This is a genomic window from Nocardioides sp. (assembly GCF_041600255.1).
Taxonomy (GTDB): domain Bacteria; phylum Actinomycetota; class Actinomycetes; order Propionibacteriales; family Nocardioidaceae; genus Nocardioides.
Genome location: NZ_JBFIKK010000030.1, coordinates 1 through 18,725, shown reverse-complemented (window position 1 = coordinate 18,725; position 18,725 = coordinate 1). Strand labels below are relative to the sequence as shown.

Sequence of the window (18,725 nt, the reverse complement as noted above, 5' to 3'; positions counted from 1 at the left end):
CGAACAGAAATCTCCGGTCAGCCCTTGGGCAGGTCGATGTCGGCGGGGTTGAGCTCCTCGACGTTGACGTCCTTGAAGGTGAGCACCTTGACGTTCTTCGCGAAGCGGGCGGGCCGGTACATGTCCCAGACCCAGGCGTCGGTCATCGACACCTCGAAGAACACGTCCCCGGCCTCGGTCCGCGCCTTCACGTCCACTTGGTTGCACAGGTAGAACCGTCGATCGGTCTCCACGACGTACTTGAAGATGGAGACGACGTCGCGGTACTCCCGGTAGAGAGTCAGCTCCATCTCGGTCTCGTACTTCTCGAGCTCCTCGGCGCTCATCCGGGCTCCTCACTCGTGGCCAACTCGCTGCCATTCTGCACGGCTGCGAGGGGCTCCAGTCCGGCGGCCCGCCGTACGTTCACGAAGCGCATGCGATGCGCCGGGCACGGGCCGTGCTCGCGCAGGGCCGCCGTGTGGGCCTCGGTGATGTAGCCCTTGTGGGTCCGGAAGTCGTAGGCCGGCCACTCCCGGTCGAGCTCGCACATGATCCGGTCGCGGGTGACCTTGGCCAGCACCGACGCCGCCGCGATGCAGGCCGCCACCCGGTCACCCTTCCAGACCGCCAGCCCGGGAACACCCAGCCCGTCCACCGGGAACCCGTCGGTGAGGACGTACGACGGCGCGACGTCCAGCAGGGCGACCGCACGGCGCAGCGCCTCGATGTTGGCCACGTGCATGCCGAGCCGGTCGCACTCCTGCTCGGAGACCACGACCACGGACCACGAGAGCGCACGCCGCACGACCTGGTCGTAGCAGCGCTCCCGGGCCTTCTCGGTCAGCAGCTTGGAGTCGGCCAGGCCGGGCACGATCCCCGCCCGGCCCGACGGCAGGATCGCCGCGGCAGCCACCAGCGGGCCGGCACAGGCCCCGCGACCGGCCTCGTCGACCCCGGCGATCGTCTCGATGCCGTGTCGGCGCAGGGCACGCTCGTAGCCGTAGAGACCGGCGTCTCGGCGCACGGTCGATCCGCGTGGCAGTCGGCTCACGGGCACCTCCCCCGTCGGGTCATGGCTCGCCGGCCTCCTAGGAGGCGTCGGGGATGGCCTCGAAGGCCTCGGGTCGCTCCACCCAGGTGAAACGGGCCGCCGGCCACAGCAGGACGAAGACGCGGCCCACGACGAGGTCGGCCGGGACGAACTCGTCGCCCGGCACGCAGTCGGTCTCGTTGCGCGAGCACATGTGCACCGTGGAGTCGGCGGAGTGGTTGCGGTTGTCGCCCATCACGAAGATCCGCCCCTCGGGCACCGGACCGGCCGTCCAGTTGCAGCGCCCGGTCATCGGGCCGTAGCACTTGGCGCCCTTGATCTTGGCGTACGGCTGTTCGTCGAGCGGGACGCCGTTGACCGAGATCCGCCCCTGTTCGTCGCAGCACTCGATGGTGTCCCCCGCGACCCCGATCACGCGCTTCACGAGGTGCCCCCCGGACGGGTAGAGCCCGATCCGGGCCAGCACCTGGGGAACCACCCCCTGGGGCCCGGCGGACTCCTGCGGACCGAGCCAATCGCCCGGGTCCTTGAAGACGACGACGTCCCCGCGCTGGGGAGTGCCGTCCAACCAGTAGGAGACCTTCTGCACGAGGATCCGGTCGTTGCGCACCAGACCCGGCTCCATCGACTCCGACGGGATGTAGAAGGCCTGGACGAAGAGCGCCTTGATCACGATCGCGAGGACCAGCGCGATGCCCAGCAGCAGGATGGTCTCCTGCCACACCGGCAGGTGCTTCCTGGGAGAACGCGAAGACCGCGAACCTGCCCCGCCGGAATCGACGGTGAACGGCTGGTCGCGGTCTTCGGTGGTCACGCGGAGAGCGTAACGATGCTGTGTCTGCGTCGAAGGCTCAGGCCTCGCGACGCTCCTTGATCTTGGCTGCCTTGCCGCGCAGGTTGCGCAGGTAGTACAGCTTGGCGCGGCGCACGTCGCCGCGGGTCACGATCTCGACCTGGTCGAAGATCGGGGAGTTGATCGGGAAGGTGCGCTCGACGCCGACACCGAAGGAGACCTTGCGGACGGTGAAGGTGCGGCCGATGCCGGAACCCTGAACGCGCAGGACGACGCCCTGGAAGATCTGGACGCGCGAGCGGTTGCCCTCGACGACCTTGACGTGGACCTTGATGGTGTCGCCGGCACGGAAGTGCGGGACGTCCGAGCGCTTGTGCGCGTCGGCGAGCTCGGTGATGACGTTGGTCATGACTCTCCTCACGGTTGCCACAGGTCAGCCGCGGTACGGGTGCGGTGTCGGTGGCTGAGCCTGGATGGCCGGCGGCGCCGTGCTCCCCCTGTGGCAGGAACCTGACGCGGATCCCCTGCTGGGACGAGTCCCTCGGGGCGATCCATCTTTGGCCGACTGAGCCGAGGAGCAAGTTTGCCACAGGCGCGCCGTACGCCGTGAATTCGGGGCTCAGCGCGACTTGGTCATCCGGACCGCGCCCGGGCCCGATCGACCGGCGAGGCGGTAGCCGGCCTTCTTGTACATCTTCTGGTTCCGGACGCTGCCCGCGCCCGTGCGGAGCTCGAACGACGTGGCGTCGGCGGGAGCGGCGGCCTCGATCGCGGAGAGCAGCCGACGCCCGAGACCACGGCCCTGCAGGTCGGGGGCCACCATCAGCCGACCGACGTCCCAGGTGTCCTCGCGCAGCCGACCGCGTACCGCGCCGACCAGGCGCCCGGCGGCGCGGGCCACCAGCACGGTGCCCTCGCCGATCCAAGCGACGACGTCCTCGAGGGACTCGCGCAGGGCGTCCATCTCGACGTCGGGGTTGGCGACCTGCTCCTGCACCCAGCAGGCGCGCTGGAGGGTCAGCAACTCACCGGCGTCGGCCAGGGCCACCAGGCGCACCTCGACGTCGTCGAGCAGCTGCGCCGGGTGGGCGAGGTCGGGTCGCCGTTCGACGGTCCGGCGCAGGGCCTGGTCGTGGCGCCAGGCGGCGATCGCTGCGTGGTCACCCGAGCGCAGGACGGCGGGCACTTCCTGGCCGCGCCAGGTCGCGGGCTTGGTGTAGACCGGGTACTCCAGCAGGCCGTCCTCGTGGGACTCCTCGGTGAGCGACTCCGGGTTGCCCATGAAGCCGGGCACCAGCCGCACCACGGCCTCGGTGATGGCCAGCGCGGCGACCTCTCCCCCGTTGAGGACGTAGTCACCGATCGAGATCTCCAGGACCTCGGCACGGGTGCGGGCGTGGTCGATGACGCGCTGGTCGATGCCCTCGTAGCGACCGCAGGCGAAGACCAGCCGGTCGCGACCCGCGAGCTCACGGGCCAGCTCCTGGCTGAACGGCACGCCCGAGGGCGTGGTCACGATGACGGTGGCGCCGTCGATGCCGAGCTCGTCGAAGGCCTCGCCCCAGGGCTCGGGCTTGAGCACCATGCCGGCGCCGCCGCCGTACGGCGTGTCGTCGACGGTGTGGTGCCGGTCATGGGCCCAGGTGCGCAGGTCGTGCACCCGGATGTCGAGCAGCCCCTTGTCGCGGGCCTTGCCGGCCAAGGACAGCTCGAGCGGCGCGAGGTAGCCCGGGAAGATCGTGAGGACGTCGATTCTCACGTCCGCCTCACTCGTCGTCGGGCAGCGGCGTGACCAGCCCGGGCCGGTCGGCGACGACCACCCGGCCGCCGGCCAGGTCCACCTCGGGCACCAGCGCCTTGACGAACGGGACGAGCGTGTCGCGGCCCTGCGGCGTACGGATGGCCAGCAGGTCCTGGGCGCCCCCGTGCACGAGGCCGGTGACCGTTCCCAGGAGCGTCCCGTCGAGGTCGTGCGCGGCAAGCCCGACCAGCTGGTGGTCGTAGTACTCGTCCGGGTCCTCGGGGCTCTCGTCGGCCGCGATGGTGGCGTGCAGCACGGTCCCCCGGGCTGCCTCCGCCTCGTCACGGCCGTTGATCTCCTCGAAGGTCAGCAGCAGACGGGTCTGGTGCCAGCGGGAACGGGAGACCGTCACCCGGCGCAGCGGGCTGCTGGAGCCCGCTGGGGGCTCGGCGCGCAGCACCGAACCGACCGCGAACCGCCGCTCCGGCTCGTCGGTGCGCACGTCCACGGTGACCTCGCCGCGAACGCCGTGCGGCTTGCCGATCCGTGCGACGACGACCTCGATGGTCTCCACTAGTTCTCCTCCGGATACACCGAATGGGTGCCGCCCCCGAGGGGACGGCACCCATTCAAGCGGTTGATTCAGCTCAGCGGCGACGGTCGACGTCGACGAAGTCGACGCGTGCGCCACCCCGGCCGGCCAGCGCGGAGACAACCGTGCGGAAGGCCGTGGCGGTGCGACCGGCGCGGCCGATCACCTTGCCGAGGTCGTCGGGGTGCACCCGGACCTCGAGGATCGAGCCACTGCGCAGCTGCTTGTCGCGCACCGAGACGTCGTCGGGGTTGTCCACGACGCCGCGCACCAGGTGCTCGAGAGCCTCGGCGAGCATGAGGCTCAGGACTCCGACTTCTCGGTGCCCTCGGCGGCCTCGGCCTCAGCGGCGGCACCCTCAGGGGTCTCCGACGCGGGGACCTCGGCGGGCGCCTCGGCCGGAGCCTCAGCGGGAGCCTCGGCGGCAGGAGCCTCGTCGGCAGCCTTCTCGGACTTCTTCGAGGCGGCCTTCTTGGTCACCGCGTCGCCCTTGGGCTCGGAGTGAGCCTCCTTGAGCGCCTCGTTGAAGATGTCGAGCTTGTCGCGCTTCGGCTCGGCGACCTTGAGGGTGCCCTCGGCGCCGGGGAGACCGTAGTAGGTCTGCCAGTCACCGGTGATCTTGAGCAGGACCTCGACGGCCTCGGTCGGCTGCGCGCCGACACCCAGCCAGTACTGCGCACGCTCGGAGACCACCGAGATGAAGGACGGGTCCTCCTTGGGGTGGTACTTGCCGATCTCCTCGATCACGCGACCGTCCCGCTTCTTGCGGGAGTCGACGACGACGATGCGGTACTGCGGCACGCGGACCTTGCCCATGCGCTTCAAACGAATCTTGACGGCCACGTTTGTGGTGTCTCCTTGAAAGTTGTGTGTGGTGAGGCTCCCGGGGACCAGGTGGGGACCGGGTCGGGATCCTCGATGGGCTCTGCGCGGCCGGTTGAGAGGGACCGATCACGCAGGACTCAGATGAGATTCTGCCAGATGGTGCGACCACAGCCGAAATCAGGCCCGGCGCCGCCCGGACGGCCACCCGGCCACCTCTCCGGATCGGGTGTCAGGCGACGACGCGGCCCCGCAGGACGACCCGGGTCGGGGACCGCAGGACGCTCAGGTCCTCGACAGGGTTGCGCTCGTAGACGACGAAGTCCGCGGGGGCGCCCTCGTCGAGTCCGCCGCCCCAACCGAGCCACTCCCGACCACGCCAGGAGGCGGCGCCCACGACGTACTCGGCCGGCAGGCCCATCTCGACCATCGCCCGGATCTCCTCGTCGAGGTGGCCGTGGCGACCCGTGCCGCCGCCGTCGCTGCCGACGTACAGCTGGACACCGGCTTCGTACGCCGCCATCAGCGTCTCGCGGCGGCGGGCGTGCAGCTGCTCCATGGTGGCGGCGTAGTCGGGGAACTTCTCCCGGCCGGCGTCGGCGAAGCCGGGGAACTTGGCGGTCTGCAGCACGGTCGGCACCAGGGCGACCCCGTTGGCCGCCATCTGCTCGACCTGGTCGACGCTCAGCCCGGTGCCGTGCTCGAGGCAGTCGATACCGGCGTCGAGCAGCCCCTGGAGGACCTCCCGGCCGAAGCAGTGTGCGGTGACCTTCGCGCCGTTGTCGTGGGCAGCGGCGATCGCGGCCGCGAACGCCTCGGACGGGAAGGAGGGCGAGAGGTCGCCGGTCTCACGCGAGATCCAGTCCCCCACCAGCTTCACCCAGCCGTCGCTGCCGCGCGCCTGCTCGGCGGCGTACGCGGGGAGGTCCTCGGGCTCGACCTCGTGGGCATAGTTGCGGATGTAGCGCTTGGTGCGGGCGAGGTGACGCCCGGCCCGGATCAGCCGGGGAAGGTCCTCGCGCTCGTGGACCCACCGGGTGTCGGCGGGTGAGCCGCAGTCGCGCAGCAGGAGGACCCCGGTGTCGCGATCCTGGCGGGCCTGCTCCTCGGTCTCCTCGTCGGAGACGGCTCCCCCGTCCTCGAGCCCGAGGTGGTTGTGGGCGTCGACCAGACCGGGGAGGATCCAGCCGGTCGCGGCGGTCTCGGCGCCGGGCTGGCGCTCATGGGTGATGCGCCCGTCGACGACGTACACGTCGCGGGGCTCGCCGTCGGGCAGGACCGGTCCGCTGAACCTCAGGGGTGGCTGCGCAGTCATGCCGGTGACGCTATCGCGGCGCGCAGGGATCCCCGGATATCCGGGGATGTTGGCGCTTCCAGGCCGTTGCAACCCCCGATAAGCGCCAAGTTCCCCGGAGATCCGGGGATCCCGACACCCTCAGTCCAGCTGGTCGAGGAGCCAGGTCGGGCTCATCGCCATCGCACCGACCCCCTCGACCCGGGCCTGGAGGAACCGGTCCGCGGTCACCACCGTGACCCGGTCACCGCGCTCCACCGCCGCTCTCGCCTCCGCCACGATCGCCTCGTCGCCGTCGCGCTTGGCGTGCACAGTGCGCAGGTGGCCGTCCCGGCCCGGGCGTACGCCGCCCTTGGCCTGCCCCTCGAGCACCAGCACGATCACGTCGTACGACGTGTCGGCCACCAGCAGCCCCTCATGCAGCCGACGGGCGGCCCCGGCGCGGTCCTTCCACCACCCGTCGGGGCGCGAGCCGACGACGTTCGCGCCGTCGACGACCAGCGTGGTGCTCACTTCAGGAACTTGGAGAAGTCCTTGGGCAGGTCGAGGGCAGCGGCGGCCTTCTCGTAGTCCAGCTCCTCGCCGGCCGGCGAGCCGAACGGGTTGGCCGCGGCGGCCTTCTCCTTCTCGGCCGCCTTCGCGGCCTCCTGCGCTGCCTTAGCCGGGTTGCCCGAACGCTTGGCGCCCTTGCCCTTCTTCGGCTGCGGCTTGGCCTTGCCGCGCTTGGGACCACCCATCCCGGGCATGCCCGGCATCCCTGGGATCCCGCCGCCCTTGGCCATCGACATCATCATCTTGCGCGCCTCGAAGAAGCGGTCGACGAGCTGGTTGACGTCGGAGACCTGGCGGCCGGCACCCCGCGCGATCCGGGCGCGCCGCGAGCCGTCGATGAGCTTGGGGTTGTTCCGCTCGGCCGGCGTCATCGACTGGATGATCGCCTGGATCCGGTCGATCTCCCGCTCGTCGAAGTTCTCGAGCTGCTCGCGGAACTGCCCCATCCCCGGGAGCATCCCCATGATCTTCGACATCGATCCGAGCTTGCGCAGCTGCTGCATCTGCTGCAGGAAGTCGTCGAGGGTGAACTCGCCGCCCTGGCCGCTCAGCTTCGCGGCGGCCTTCATCGACTGTTCCTGGTCGAAGGTCTTCTCGGCCTGCTCGATCAGGGTCATCATGTCGCCCATGTCGAGGATGCGCGACGCCATGCGGTCGGGGTGGAACAGGTCGAAGTCGGTCATCTTCTCGCCGTTGGAGGCGAACATGACCGGCTTGCCGGTGAGCGAGGCGATCGACAGCGCGGCACCACCGCGGGCGTCGCCGTCGAGCTTGGTGAGGACGACGCCGTCGTACCCGACCCCGTCGAGGAACGCCTGCGCCGTGACGACCGCGTCCTGACCGATCATGGCGTCGACGACGAAGAGGACCTCGTCGGGCTGGACGGCGTCGCGGATGTCGGAGGCCTGCTGCATCAGCTCGGCGTCGACACCGAGCCGGCCGGCGGTGTCGACGATGACCACGTCGTGGAGCTTGCGCTTGGCCTCCTCGATGGAAGCGCGGGCCACCGAGACCGGGTCGCCGACGCCGTTGCCGGGCTCGGGCGCGAAGACGGGTACGCCGACGCGCTCACCGTTGACCTGCAGCTGCTTGACCGCGTTGGGTCGCTGCAGGTCGCAGGCGACCAGGATCGGGGTCTTGCCCTGCTCCTTGAGCCAGTGCGCCAGCTTCGCGGCCAGCGTCGTCTTGCCCGCGCCCTGGAGGCCGGCGAGCATGATCACGGTCGGGCCGGTCTTGGCGTAGCGCAGTCGGCGGGTCTCCCCACCGAGGATCGTCACGAGCTCCTCGTTGACGATCTTGATGATCTGCTGGGCCGGGTTCAGCGCGCCGCTGACCTCTTCGCCGCGGGCGCGCTCCTTGACCGCCCCCACGAACTGCTTGACCACGGGCAGGGCGACATCGGCCTCGAGCAGCGCGATCCGGATCTCCCGGGCCGTGGCATCGATGTCGGCCTCGGACAGGCGCCCCTTGCCGCGCAGGTTCTTGAACGTGTCGGCGAGGCGGTCGGAGAGTGTGGCGAACAAGTCAGTCCTCTTGGTCGTGCGCGGGCCAGTCGTCGTCCAAGACTAACCGGGGTCGTGCCGACTCCCTCACTCGCCGGAGAGCGCGGAGCGTACGGCGAGCGTCACGGACTCGGCCCGGGAGTCATTCAGCGGCCGGCCCTGGAGGTCCTGGAGGTAGAAGACGTCGACCGCCTGGGGCCCCAGCGTGTCCACGTGGGCGGACCGGACCGTGACCCTCGCGGCGGACAGCGCCGCACAGACCAGGTAGACGACCCCCGGACGATCCGCGGCCCGGACCTCGAGCACGGTGGAGTCGTCGGAGGCGCCCGCGCGCACCCGGACCGCGGGGGCCAGGGCGCGGGTTTCGGAGGGGCGCAGTCGGCTCAGCGGGTCCAGCCGACCGTCCACGATGGCGTCGTAGCGCTGGCGCAGGACCGCTGCGTCGACGTGTTCGTCCCCGACCTCCCAGACCGTCACGCCGTACCCGTCCTGGGACCAGACGCGGGCCGCCCGGATCGGTAGCCGCTGCAGGGCGAGCATCGCCGCCCAGTCGGCCAGCAGGCCGACCCGGTCGGCCGCGATCGTGGTCACCCGCGTCCCGTCCCGGTACGGCGCCACCGAGATCCCGACCGAGCCCTCTCGTGCGGCCGGGGGGATCTCGACCGGTTCCGTGCGGACCCGGGGCGCGGAGTCGCCCGAGGCGAGCACGGACGCCGTACGCCGGGCGAGGTCGCGCACCAGGCCTGCCCGCCACGTCGTCCAGGCCTGGGTCGAGGTCGCCCGGGCGTCGGCCTCGGTGAGGGCGGTCAGCAGAGACAGGGCTTCGGCGGTGCCGACCCGCTCGACGACGAGGTCGACGGTCGCCGGGTCCTCGGGGTCGCGCGTGGTGGCGGTCTCGGCGAGCAGCAGGTGCCAGCGCACGAGCAGCGCGATCAGCTCCACGGCGGCCTCGTCGAAGCCCATCCGCCGGGCGATCTCGCGGGCGATCGGCTCCCCCGCGGCGCAGTGCTCCTCCTGCGTCCCCTTCCCGATGTCGTGCAGCAGGGCCGCCACCATCAGCACGTCGGGCCGAGCCACCGACCGGATCAGTCCGCCGGCTTCGATGCAGGTCTCCACCACGTGCCGGTCGACGGTGTAGCGATGGATGACCGACGCGTGCGGCACCAGCCGGATCCGCTCCCACTCGGGCAGGATCCGGGCCAGCGCGCCCGTCTCCTCCAGGGTCTCCCAGATCGGCAGCAGGCCACGTCCCGACGCCAGCAGCCGGACCAGCAGGTGCCGGGCCTCGTCGGACCACGGGTCCCCCAGGTCGCCGCACTCCCGCACCAGCCGGGCAGCGGTCGACGGTGCCAGCACGGCGTCGCCCTCGGCCGCGAGGGCGCTGGCGCGCAACAGCAGCTCGGGATCCTCGCCCGGTCGCGCCCGGTTGTCGAGCACCACCTCGCCGGAGGAGAGCGCGACGCCGCGGCCCAGGGGCTGGAGCGAGGGGCGACGCGCGGTGCGCACCGACGTCGGGCGGGCGAGCACGGCGTCGACGCGACGCCAGGTCAGTCGGGAGAGGTGGGTGATCCGCCGACCGAGCTCACGGATCTGGGTCTGGGCCGCTCGGGCGTCCAGCAGCTCCAGACGCTCGGCGACGTCGCCCCACACCTCGGGGGCCACCCGGTCGGTGGCGCGGCCGGCCACGTCCTGCACCACGTCACGCACGTCGAGCAGGGCGATCCGACAACGCTCGAGCTCGACGTGCGGCACGTCCACCAACCAGGTGGCGACCAACGCCTTGAGCACGGTGGCGTCGCGCACCCCGCCCTCCGCCTCCTTGAGGTCGGGCACGGAGAGGTGGGCCAGCTCCCCCACCTGCTGGTGCCGGCCCGCCACGAGCCGCTTCAGCTCCGGCAGTCGCTCGCGGGCCCGCCGGCGCCACTGCGCCAGGGCCGTGGTGCGCAGGCGCAGGGTCAGGTTGGGATCACCGGCCAGGTGCCGCAGGTCCAGCAGGCCCAGGGCGACCCTGAGGTCGGCGTCGGCCTGCTCGAGCATCTGGGGCAGTGTGCGCACCGAGTGGTCGACCTTGGCACCCGAGTCCCACAGCGGGTACCAGAGCTTCTCGGCCAGCTCGCCGAGCTCGACCCCCTCGTCGTGGACGAGGACCACGTCCAGGTCCGAGTACGGCGCCAGCTCGCGGCGGCCGTAGCCGCCCACCGCCACCAGGGCGACCCCGACCTCCGGCCCCCCGCAGGCGGCGTACGCCGCAGTGCAGAGCTCGTCGGCCGACGCGGTGCGGCTCGCTCGCTCGGCCGCCGTCATCGATCAGATCGCCGTGTCGTCGCGGTCCCCGGTGCGCACCCGCACGACCGCCTCGACCGGGGAGACCCACACCTTGCCGTCACCGATCTTGCCGGTCTGGGCGGCCTGGACCACTGCGTCCACCACCGCGGTCACGTCGTCGTCGTTCACGACGATCTCGATCCGGATCTTGGGGACCAGGGCGATGTCGTACTCCGCACCCCGGTAGACCTCCGTGTGGCCCTTCTGGCGGCCGTAGCCGCTGACCTCGCTCACGGTCATGCCGGTGACGCCGACGGTCTCCAGGGCGGCGCGGGTGTCCTCCCACTTGTGCGGCTTGATGACGGCGGTGACGAGCTTCATCAGTTCTCCTCGCGCTGGGCGTGGCCCAGGAATCCGGTTCCCGCCGAGCGTGTGCCGGCGGTGGCGTGCAGGTCGTAGGCCGTCTCGGCGTGGACGACCAGGTCGATCCCGGTGATCTCGTGCTCCTCGTCGATCCGGAAGCCCATCAGCTTGTCGACGACGATCCCGATGATGCCGGACATCACGAAGGCGTACACGAGGACCACCCCACCTCCGAGCGCCTGACGACCCAGCTGGTCGACGCCGCCACCGTAGAAGAGTCCGTCGACACCGGTGGGCGCGGCAGCGGTCCCGATCAGTCCGATGCCCAAGGTCCCGACGATGCCGCCGATCAGGTGGACCCCCACCACGTCGAGGGAGTCGTCGTACCCGAAGCGGTACTTCAGGCCCACGGCCAAGGCACAGACCACGCCGGCGACGGTGCCCATCAGGATCGCCCCGATCGGCGAGAGCGAGGCACACGACGGCGTGATCGCGACGAGCCCGGCGACCAGTCCCGAGGCGGCACCGAGCGACGTCGCGTGGCCGTCGCGCAGGCGCTCCAGCAGGATCCAGCCGAGCGAGCCAGCGGCTCCGGCGACCAGCGTGGTCACGAAGACCACCGCAGCGGTCTGGTTGGCGCCCAGGGCGGAGCCGGCGTTGAAGCCGAACCAGCCGAACCAGAGCAGGCCTGCACCGAGCATGACCAGGGTCAGGTTGTGCGGCCGCATCGGATCCCGGCCGAAGCCGACCCGACGGCCCAGCACGATCGCCAGAGCCAGGCCGGAGGCACCCGACGTGATCTCCACGGCCGTCCCGCCGGCGAAGTCCAGGACCCCGAGCCGGTTCGCCATCCATCCGCCGACGTGACCCTCGGAGTCGAAGTCGAAGATCCAGTGCGCGATCGGGGCGTAGACCAGCATCGTCCAGACACCGATGAAGACCAGCCAGGCACCGAACCGCGCCCGGTCCGCGATCGCCCCCGAGACGAGGGCGCCGGTGATCACGCAGAAGAGGCCCTGAAAGACCGCGAAGAGGATCAGCGGGACGCTCGAACCCCCGTTCGCGTCGGGATCCATCAGCCCGCCGAGGCCGGCGTACTGCCGCGGATCGCCGAGCAGGCCCCAGCCGAGGTCGTCACCGAAGGCGATCGAGTAGCCCACGAGCACCCAGACCACCACGATCACGGCCAGCGCGCCGAAGGTCATCATCATCATGTTGAGGACGCTCTTCGAGCGGACCATGCCGCCGTAGAAGAGCGCGAGGCCGGGGGCCATCAGCAGCACCAGCGCGGACGCCGCCAGCAGCCAGGCCGTGTCGCCCGAGTCGAGACCCGCGGGGGCCAGGGGGGCGAGCGCGACAGAGGTGAGGGCCGGTCCGGTCATGGCGGACAGCCTGAGGGCTTTCCGTTACCGGACGCAGCAGGGTGTGTTTCGGGCAGGTAAATGCCCCGGCCCGTCTGTGACGACCGGGTGAACTCCCCGGTGCCCACGCGGCGTACGGCGGGCACCGGGGAGTGACCGGCAGTTAGATGGCCGCCCCGTCGCGGTCACCGGTGCGGACCCGGACGACACTGTCGAGCGGGCTGACCCACACCTTGCCGTCGCCGATCCGGCCGGTCTGTGCCGTCTTCAGCACGATGCCGATCACGTCCTCGGCATCGCCGTCGTCGACGACGATCTCGATCCGCAGCTTCGGGACCAGGGCGATGTCGTACTCCGCGCCCCGGTAGACCTCCGTGTGGCCCTTCTGGCGGCCGTAGCCGCTGACCTCGCTGACGGTCATGCCCGTCACTCCGAAGGTCTCGAGCGCCTCGCGGACGTCCTCCCACTTGTGCGGCTTGATGATGGCGGTGACGAGCTTCATGCGTGTGCCCCTTCCGAGACGGTCTTGCGAGCCAGGACGGAGGAGGCGGTACGACGACCGCCGCCACCGGGGCTCAGGTCGTAGGCGGACTCACCGTGCTCGACGAAGTCGATGCCCTCGACCTCGTCCTCCTCGGCGATGCGCAGACCGATCGTGTACTTGACCAGCAGGCCGACGAGCAGGGTCGCCACACCGGACCAGACGATGGCGACGAGCACCACGAGAACCTGCACCACGAGCTGCTGGAACCCGTGGCCGTAGAGCAGCCCAGAGCTGGTGCTGAGGAAGCCGGCACCGACGGTGCCGACGAGACCACCGACGAGGTGGACGCCGACGACGTCGAGCGAGTCGTCGTACCCGAGCGTGTGCTTCCAGCCCACCGCGATGGCGCAGAGGCCACCGGCGACCAGACCGAGCAGGATCGCACCGACCGGCGAGAGCGCCTGACAGGCCGGCGTGATCGCGACCAGCCCGGCGACCACACCCGAGGCGGCACCGAGCGAGGTGGCCTTGCGGTCCCGAATCTTCTCGACGATCAGCCAACCGATGATGCCGGCTGCCGCCGCCACCGTCGTGTTGAGCCACACCAGGCTGGTCTCGCTGATGAACTGCGTGGCGTCGGCCTCGGGGCTCTCGCCGCCGAAGACGATCGAGCCGACGTTGAACCCGTACCAGCCGAACCACAGCAGGCCTGCGCCGACCATCGTCAGCGTCAGGTTGTGCGGCTTCATCGGCTCGCTGCCGAAGCCCAGCCGCTTGCCCAGCAGGAGCACCAGGACCAGAGCGGCGACACCGGCGTTGACGTGCACGACCGTGCCGCCGGCGTAGTCGATCGGGAGCGGGTCGCCGTCGAAGAGCAGCCCCGAGACACCGTTCGCCGCGTCACCCAGGAAGCCGCCGCCCCACACCATGTGGGCGATCGGGAAGTAGGACAGCGTCAGCCAGAGCGGGACGAACATGACCCAGGCCGAGAACTTGAGCCGGTCGGCCACCGCGCCGCTGATCAGGGCGGCGGTGATGATCGCGAAGGTCATCTGGAAGCCGACGAAGATGTAGTCCTGCCCGGCGATGCCGCTGAGCCCGAAGGTCTCGAACGGGTTGTTGATGATCATCCCGATGTCCTGGCTGCCGAACGACATCGACCAGCCCCACAGGACGTAGACGATGCCGACGATGCCGGCAGCCGTGAACGACATCATCATCATGTTCAGCACGGACTTGGAACGACTCATCCCGCCGTAGAACAGCGCGAGGGCGGGTGTCGTCATCATCAGGACGAGGGACGCTGCCACCAGCATCCAGGCGTGATAGCCGTAGTCCATGGAACCTCCAGGATCGAATCTCGGAGAGGCGGCTCCGCCAGTGCGACGTCGATGTCGGCGCTGAGCGGACCGCCCCCTTCGAGACCAACCATCGAAGGTGGAGGTTTCGCAGCGCGCTCCCTCGTGTTGCCATCAGGCAACGAGTGGGCGGCGGCTGTTACGTCGGTGTTACGCCCGCTCGGGGCCCGGACTGCTCAGCCGAGCAGCGCGTCGACGAAGGCGCCGGCGTCGAACGGTGCCAGGTCGTCGGCGCCCTCCCCGAGGCCGACCAGCTTCACCGGTACGCCGAGCTCACGCTGGACGGCGACCACGATCCCACCCTTGGCCGACCCGTCGAGCTTGGTGAGCACGATCCCGGTGACGTTCACGACCTCGCTGAACACCCGCGCCTGGATCATCCCGTTCTGACCGGTGGTGGCGTCCAGGACCAGCAGCACCTCGGTGACCGGGGCCTGCTTCTCGATGACGCGCTTGACCTTGCCAAGCTCGTCCATCAGACCGGCCTTGTTCTGCAGCCGGCCGGCGGTGTCCACGATGACCGTGTCCACGCCGGAGTCCACGCCCTCCTTCACCGCCTCGAACGCGACGCTGGCGGGGTCGGTGCCCTCCGGGCCACGGACGACCTCGACGCCGACCCGCTCACCCCAGGTGGCCAGCTGCTCGACGGCGGCGGCTCGGAACGTGTCGGCCGCGCCCAGCACGACGGAGCGGTCCTCGGCCACCAGGATCCGGGCGATCTTGCCGACGGTCGTGGTCTTGCCGGCGCCGTTCACGCCGACGACCAGGACCACGCCGGGCCGACCGTCGGCTCCGGTGACCTGGAGCCGGCGGTCCATCGTGGGGTCGACCAACGCGAGCAGCTCCTCGCGGAGCACCGTGCGCGGGTCGCCGGCCTCGTTGCCGTCCACCCGGAGCCGGGTGCGCAGCCGCTCCACCAGTTCCTGGGTGGGGGCAACCCCGATGTCGGCGGTGAGCAGGGTGTCCTCGATCGACTCCCAGGTGTCCTCGTCGAGCCGGTCCCGGGAGAGCAGCGCGAGCAGCCCCCGACCGAGTCCTCCCTGGGAGCCGGCGAGCCGCTGGCGGAGCCGGGCCAGCCGGGAGGCCGTGCCCTCGGGGCGCTCGAGGACCGGCGCCTCGGGCTCCAGGACGGCGGTGGGCGCCGCTCCCCCGGGCGCCTCGACGTCCGCGTCGGTCGGCGGGGGCGCGATGACGTCCGTACCGGTTGCGCCGCCGCGGCCACGGCGGACCGAGCTCACCAGTCCGACGAGGACGGCCACACCGAGAACGGCGATGCCGATGATCAGATAGATCCAGTCACCCATGGCGCAATCCAATCAGAGGGGTGCGTGCCCGACGTCGCGGGGCGAGCAGGCCCCGGGACGCTCGCGCGGCGCGCTCAGTCGCGGGCCGGGCCCTCGGTGTTGTGCAGGGTCGGCAGCCGCAGGACGGCCGAGCGCATCGCGTCGCCCAGCCAGGTCGCGCCGGGAACGTCGTACCCGCGATGCGGAAAGGCCACGAACGTCACGACGAGGCCGGACAGCAGCAGGATGAGAAGCATCAGGGCGGTGACGACGAGCACGGGTTTCCTCCGAGACCTGGGGGGCACGACAGCAGTACCCCGGGCCCAATGTGGCACACCTCGACGCCGCGGCGTGAGACGCCGATCGACCCCTCAGCCAGCAGCCGTGGTGCAGATCACCCGCGGACGGGCCGGAGCAACGGCTCCACGGCGGCGCGGATCTCGTCCGGCATGGGGGCAACCGTTCGTGACGGGTCGGTGTTGTCGACGTACACGTGCACGAAGCGACCTTCGGCCGCCGCCTCGTCGCTGTCGCCCTGGAACAACCCGATCCGGTAGATCACGCTCGACGTGCCGACCTTGTCCACCACCAGGCCGGTCTCGATCGGTTCCGGGAAGCCGATCTCGCGGAAGTAGCGGCACGAGGTCTCCGCGACCACCCCGATCCGGGGCAGCAGCCGGACGTTCTGTCCGGTGGCCTCGAAGAGGTGAGCGTTCACGGCCGTGTCGAAGAGCTCGTAGTACGTCGCGTTGTTGAGGTGGCCGTACGCGTCATCGTCGCGCCAGCGGGTCGTGACCGTGCGCCACGCGACGTAGTCGGCGCGCGTGGGTCGGGGCGAGGACATCAGGCGGGCTCGGCTTCGCGCAACCGCTGGCTGATCACCGCGGAGACCCCGTCGCCGCGCATCGTCACGCCGTACAGCGCGTCCCCGACCTCCATGGTCCGCTTCTGGTGCGTGATCACGAGCAGTTGGGAGTTCTCGCGCAACTCCTCGTAGATCTCCAGCAGTCGACCCAGGTTCGTGTCGTCCAGCGCCGCCTCGACCTCGTCGAGAATGTAGAACGGCGAGGGCCGCGCCTTGAACAGCGCCACCAGGAACGCCACCGCGACCAGCGACCGCTCGCCCCCCGAGAGCAGGGAGAGCCGCTTCACCTTCTTGCCCGCCGGGCGGGCCTCGACCTCGATCCCGGTGTTGAGCATGTCGTCCGGCGTGGTGAGCACCAGGCGGCCCTCACCGCCGGGGAAGAGCCGGGTGAACGTCGAGTCGAAGGCGCGGCTGACGTCGGCGTACGCCTCGGTGAAGACCTGCTCGACGCGGGAGTCGACCTCCTTGACGATGTCGAGCAGGTCCTTGCGGGTCTTCTTCAGGTCCTCGAGCTGCTCGGTGAGGAACTTGTGCCGCTCCTCCATCGCCGAGAACTCCTCGAGCGCCAGCGGGTTGACCCGGCCCAGCATCGACAGGGAGCGCTCGGCCGCGCGCAGCCGCTTCTGCTGCTCCTCGCGCACGAACGGCACGGGGTCGGGCGGGTTGCCGTCCTCGTCCTCGCTGGTGGGCGGCACGAGCTGGTCGGGGCCGTAGTCGGCCAGCAGGCCGTCGGCGTCGAGCCCGAGCTCCTCGAGCGCCTTCTCCTCCAGCTGCTCGATCCGCATCCGCTGCTGGGTGCGGGCCATCTCGTCGCGGTGCACCGAGTTCACCAGCTCGTCGTGGTCGCGCCCGAGCTCGCGCAGCGTGGTCCTGATCTCGAGCAGCTGGTGCTCGCGGCCCTGGCGGGCACGCTCCACCGCCGTACGAGCCTCGGCCGCGCGGTGCACGGAGACCTCGAGGCGGGCCAGCACGTAGCCCACCGCGATGCCCACTGCTTCCGCGGCCCTGCCCTCGCGGATCAGACGCTCACGGCGTTCCGCGGCCCGGGCGCGCGCCTCGCGCTCGGACTGCGCCGCCCGTCGCAGGGAGTCGGCCCGGCCGTGCAGCGCCCGGGCCCGCTCCTCGGAGGTCCGCAGCGCGAGCCGGCCGTCCATCTCGGCCTGCCTCGCCGTGCGGGCCGCCTCGAGCAGCTGCTCGCGGACGCTGGTGTCGGGCTCCTCGTCGGTGGCCTCCTCGGCCTGGGCCAGCCGTGCCTCCAGCTCGGCCAGCCCGGCGAGGTCCTGGTCCCGCGCCGCCTCCGCCTTGGCGATCGCCTCGGTCAGCCGCTCCGCCTCGCCGCGGGCGGCGCGAGCCTGGGAGCCGTACTGGCCGAGCTCCTCGGCGACGGCCGCGAGCGTGGCGTCGGACTCGTGCAGCTTGGCGAGCGCGACGTCGACCCGCTTCTGCGCCTCGAGCCGCTCGGACTCCAGGCGGGACATGTCGAAGCCGAGCCGCTCACCGGCAGCGACGGCTTCGGCCAACTGGGCGGCTGCCTCGTCGACCGCCGCCTGGATCTCGATCAGACTGGGCTGGCGCGACGAACCACCCGACGCGAAGTGCACGCCGATGACGTCGCCGTCGCGGGTGACCGCCACGACGTCGGGCAGGTCGGCGGCCAGGGCACGGGCAGCGGCGAGGTCGTCGACGACCGCGATCTTGTGCAGCAGGCGGGCGAGCGCCGGGCGCAGCTCGTCCGGGCAGTCCACCACCGTCACGGCGTACGCCGCGTGGTCGGGCAGGGCGGGCCAGGTCGCGACGTCGACCGTGGGGTCGAGCGGCCCGCCACCGAGCAGCATGCCGGCGCGGCCGAGGTCCTGGCCCTTGAGGTGGTCGATCGCCGCCAGGGCAGCGTCGGTGCCGGTCACCGCGACCGCGTCGGCGGCCGAGCCGAGCGCCGCGGCCACCGCGGCCTCGAAGCCGGTACGGACGGTGAGCAGTGCGGCCACGGAGCCGAGCAGGCCGGAGACGTCGTCGGAGGCGGCCAGCAGGGCGCCGGCACCGTCCTTGCGGTTCAGCCCCATCTCGAGAGCGTCCTTGCGGGCGAGCAGTCCGGTGCGGTCGCGCTCGGCCTGCTGGGCCTCGTCGCGCGCCTTGGCCAACCGCTCCTCGATGTCGCCGAGGGCAGCGCTCGCGGCCTCGTGCTCGGCGTCGAGCCCCTCCTCGCCGGCGTCGAGCCCGGCGACCTTGGTCTCGAGCGCGGTGAAGTCCCGTTGCGCGCGGGCGGCGCGGGCCACCGCCTCCTCACGGGCCAGACCCAGACGCCCCACCTCGTCGTCCGCGGCAGCCGCGCGCGACTTCAGCGCGTTGACCTGGCCGTGCAGCCGGGCGAGCCCTTCGCGACGGTCCGCCGCGGCCCGCTGCAGGGCGGCGACCCGACG

The 18,725-nt window shown here is 71.2% G+C and carries 20 protein-coding genes; all 20 read right to left on the bottom strand.

From position 1 onward, the window contains the following. Positions 1 to 17: 17 nt before the first annotated feature. Positions 18 to 326 carry a DUF2469 domain-containing protein gene (locus ABZE72_RS05745; RefSeq protein ID WP_372728065.1) on the bottom strand — a complete coding sequence of 103 codons (309 nt, stop codon included), beginning with the start codon at positions 324 to 326 and terminating at the stop codon, positions 18 to 20. Then, complete coding sequence (locus ABZE72_RS05740; protein WP_372728064.1) at positions 323 to 1,033, bottom strand: ribonuclease HII; 711 nt, start codon at positions 1,031 to 1,033, stop codon at positions 323 to 325. The genes ABZE72_RS05745 and ABZE72_RS05740 overlap by 4 nt, the downstream gene beginning before the upstream one ends. Before the next feature lie 37 nt (positions 1,034 to 1,070). After that, a complete protein-coding gene (gene lepB, locus ABZE72_RS05735) occupies positions 1,071 to 1,847 on the bottom strand; it encodes a signal peptidase I (RefSeq protein ID WP_372728063.1) in 777 nt (258 codons plus the stop codon). 37 nt (positions 1,848 to 1,884) lie between these two features. Beyond that, a complete protein-coding gene (rplS, locus tag ABZE72_RS05730) occupies positions 1,885 to 2,235 on the bottom strand; it encodes a 50S ribosomal protein L19 (RefSeq protein WP_372728062.1) in 351 nt (116 codons plus the stop codon). A gap of 210 nt (positions 2,236 to 2,445) precedes the next feature. Beyond that, on the bottom strand, positions 2,446 to 3,585 hold the full coding sequence (gene trmD, locus ABZE72_RS05725) for a tRNA (guanosine(37)-N1)-methyltransferase TrmD (RefSeq protein ID WP_372728061.1): 1,140 nt from the start codon (positions 3,583 to 3,585) through the stop codon (positions 2,446 to 2,448). A gap of 7 nt (positions 3,586 to 3,592) precedes the next feature. Then, positions 3,593 to 4,141 (bottom strand): ribosome maturation factor RimM, encoded by a 549-nt coding sequence (gene rimM, locus ABZE72_RS05720; RefSeq protein ID WP_372728060.1) that lies wholly within the window; start codon positions 4,139 to 4,141, stop codon positions 3,593 to 3,595. A gap of 73 nt (positions 4,142 to 4,214) precedes the next feature. Then, positions 4,215 to 4,457 carry an RNA-binding protein gene (locus tag ABZE72_RS05715; protein WP_372728059.1) on the bottom strand — a complete coding sequence of 81 codons (243 nt, stop codon included), beginning with the start codon at positions 4,455 to 4,457 and terminating at the stop codon, positions 4,215 to 4,217. Positions 4,458 to 4,462: 5 nt separating this feature from the next. After that, on the bottom strand, positions 4,463 to 5,002 hold the full coding sequence (gene rpsP / locus ABZE72_RS05710; protein ID WP_372728058.1) for a 30S ribosomal protein S16: 540 nt from the start codon (positions 5,000 to 5,002) through the stop codon (positions 4,463 to 4,465). 211 nt (positions 5,003 to 5,213) lie between these two features. Beyond that, a complete protein-coding gene (locus ABZE72_RS05705) occupies positions 5,214 to 6,296 on the bottom strand; it encodes an amidohydrolase family protein (RefSeq protein WP_372728057.1) in 1,083 nt (360 codons plus the stop codon). 120 nt (positions 6,297 to 6,416) lie between these two features. Beyond that, on the bottom strand, positions 6,417 to 6,788 hold the full coding sequence (locus ABZE72_RS05700) for an NYN domain-containing protein (RefSeq protein WP_372728056.1): 372 nt from the start codon (positions 6,786 to 6,788) through the stop codon (positions 6,417 to 6,419). Further along, on the bottom strand, positions 6,785 to 8,350 hold the full coding sequence (ffh, locus tag ABZE72_RS05695) for a signal recognition particle protein (RefSeq protein WP_372728055.1): 1,566 nt from the start codon (positions 8,348 to 8,350) through the stop codon (positions 6,785 to 6,787). Before ffh ends, ABZE72_RS05700 begins: the two co-directional genes overlap by 4 nt. A gap of 66 nt (positions 8,351 to 8,416) precedes the next feature. After that, the gene (locus ABZE72_RS05690; protein WP_372728054.1) at positions 8,417 to 10,633 is read right to left on the bottom strand and encodes a [protein-PII] uridylyltransferase; all 2,217 of its coding nucleotides are present in this window, start codon (positions 10,631 to 10,633) and stop codon (positions 8,417 to 8,419) included. 3 nt (positions 10,634 to 10,636) lie between these two features. Further along, positions 10,637 to 10,975 (bottom strand): P-II family nitrogen regulator, encoded by a 339-nt coding sequence (locus tag ABZE72_RS05685; protein ID WP_372728053.1) that lies wholly within the window; start codon positions 10,973 to 10,975, stop codon positions 10,637 to 10,639. Then, positions 10,975 to 12,339 carry an ammonium transporter gene (locus ABZE72_RS05680; RefSeq protein WP_372728052.1) on the bottom strand — a complete coding sequence of 455 codons (1,365 nt, stop codon included), beginning with the start codon at positions 12,337 to 12,339 and terminating at the stop codon, positions 10,975 to 10,977. The genes ABZE72_RS05685 and ABZE72_RS05680 overlap by 1 nt, the downstream gene beginning before the upstream one ends. A 142-nt stretch (positions 12,340 to 12,481) precedes the next feature. Beyond that, positions 12,482 to 12,820, bottom strand: a complete 339-nt coding sequence (locus ABZE72_RS05675) for a P-II family nitrogen regulator (RefSeq protein ID WP_372728051.1) — start codon at positions 12,818 to 12,820, stop codon at positions 12,482 to 12,484. Further along, positions 12,817 to 14,142, bottom strand: a complete 1,326-nt coding sequence (locus tag ABZE72_RS05670; RefSeq protein WP_372728050.1) for an ammonium transporter — start codon at positions 14,140 to 14,142, stop codon at positions 12,817 to 12,819. Before ABZE72_RS05670 ends, ABZE72_RS05675 begins: the two co-directional genes overlap by 4 nt. Before the next feature lie 194 nt (positions 14,143 to 14,336). Further along, complete coding sequence (gene ftsY / locus ABZE72_RS05665) at positions 14,337 to 15,464, bottom strand: signal recognition particle-docking protein FtsY (protein ID WP_372728049.1); 1,128 nt, start codon at positions 15,462 to 15,464, stop codon at positions 14,337 to 14,339. Positions 15,465 to 15,538: 74 nt separating this feature from the next. Next, positions 15,539 to 15,721 carry a hypothetical protein gene (locus tag ABZE72_RS05660; protein ID WP_372728048.1) on the bottom strand — a complete coding sequence of 61 codons (183 nt, stop codon included), beginning with the start codon at positions 15,719 to 15,721 and terminating at the stop codon, positions 15,539 to 15,541. 116 nt (positions 15,722 to 15,837) lie between these two features. Then, positions 15,838 to 16,287 carry an acyl-CoA thioesterase gene (locus ABZE72_RS05655; protein ID WP_372728047.1) on the bottom strand — a complete coding sequence of 150 codons (450 nt, stop codon included), beginning with the start codon at positions 16,285 to 16,287 and terminating at the stop codon, positions 15,838 to 15,840. Next, positions 16,287 to 18,725 (bottom strand): AAA family ATPase (locus ABZE72_RS05650; protein WP_372728046.1); only part of this gene is annotated, 2,439 nt, incomplete at its 5' end. The genes ABZE72_RS05655 and ABZE72_RS05650, both read right to left, overlap by 1 nt.

What these genes read in the sequence shown, in the direction of transcription:
- ABZE72_RS05715 (WP_372728059.1), bottom strand. Translation starts at nt 4,457, where the DNA reads ATGCTCGCCGAGGCTCTCGAGCACCTGGTGCGCGGCGTCGTGGACAAC.
- ABZE72_RS05685 (WP_372728053.1), bottom strand. Translation starts at nt 10,975, where the DNA reads ATGAAGCTCGTCACCGCCGTCATCAAGCCGCACAAGTGGGAGGACACC.
- ftsY (WP_372728049.1), bottom strand. Translation starts at nt 15,464, where the DNA reads ATGGGTGACTGGATCTATCTGATCATCGGCATCGCCGTTCTCGGTGTG.
- ABZE72_RS05690 (WP_372728054.1), bottom strand. Translation starts at nt 10,633, where the DNA reads ATGACGGCGGCCGAGCGAGCGAGCCGCACCGCGTCGGCCGACGAGCTC.
- ABZE72_RS05670 (WP_372728050.1), bottom strand. Translation starts at nt 14,142, where the DNA reads ATGGACTACGGCTATCACGCCTGGATGCTGGTGGCAGCGTCCCTCGTC.
- ABZE72_RS05705 (WP_372728057.1), bottom strand. Translation starts at nt 6,296, where the DNA reads ATGACTGCGCAGCCACCCCTGAGGTTCAGCGGACCGGTCCTGCCCGAC.
- ABZE72_RS05675 (WP_372728051.1), bottom strand. Translation starts at nt 12,820, where the DNA reads ATGAAGCTCGTCACCGCCATCATCAAGCCGCACAAGTGGGAGGACGTC.
- ABZE72_RS05745 (WP_372728065.1), bottom strand. Translation starts at nt 326, where the DNA reads ATGAGCGCCGAGGAGCTCGAGAAGTACGAGACCGAGATGGAGCTGACT.
- ABZE72_RS05655 (WP_372728047.1), bottom strand. Translation starts at nt 16,287, where the DNA reads ATGTCCTCGCCCCGACCCACGCGCGCCGACTACGTCGCGTGGCGCACG.
- ABZE72_RS05680 (WP_372728052.1), bottom strand. Translation starts at nt 12,339, where the DNA reads ATGACCGGACCGGCCCTCACCTCTGTCGCGCTCGCCCCCCTGGCCCCC.
- rplS (WP_372728062.1), bottom strand. Translation starts at nt 2,235, where the DNA reads ATGACCAACGTCATCACCGAGCTCGCCGACGCGCACAAGCGCTCGGAC.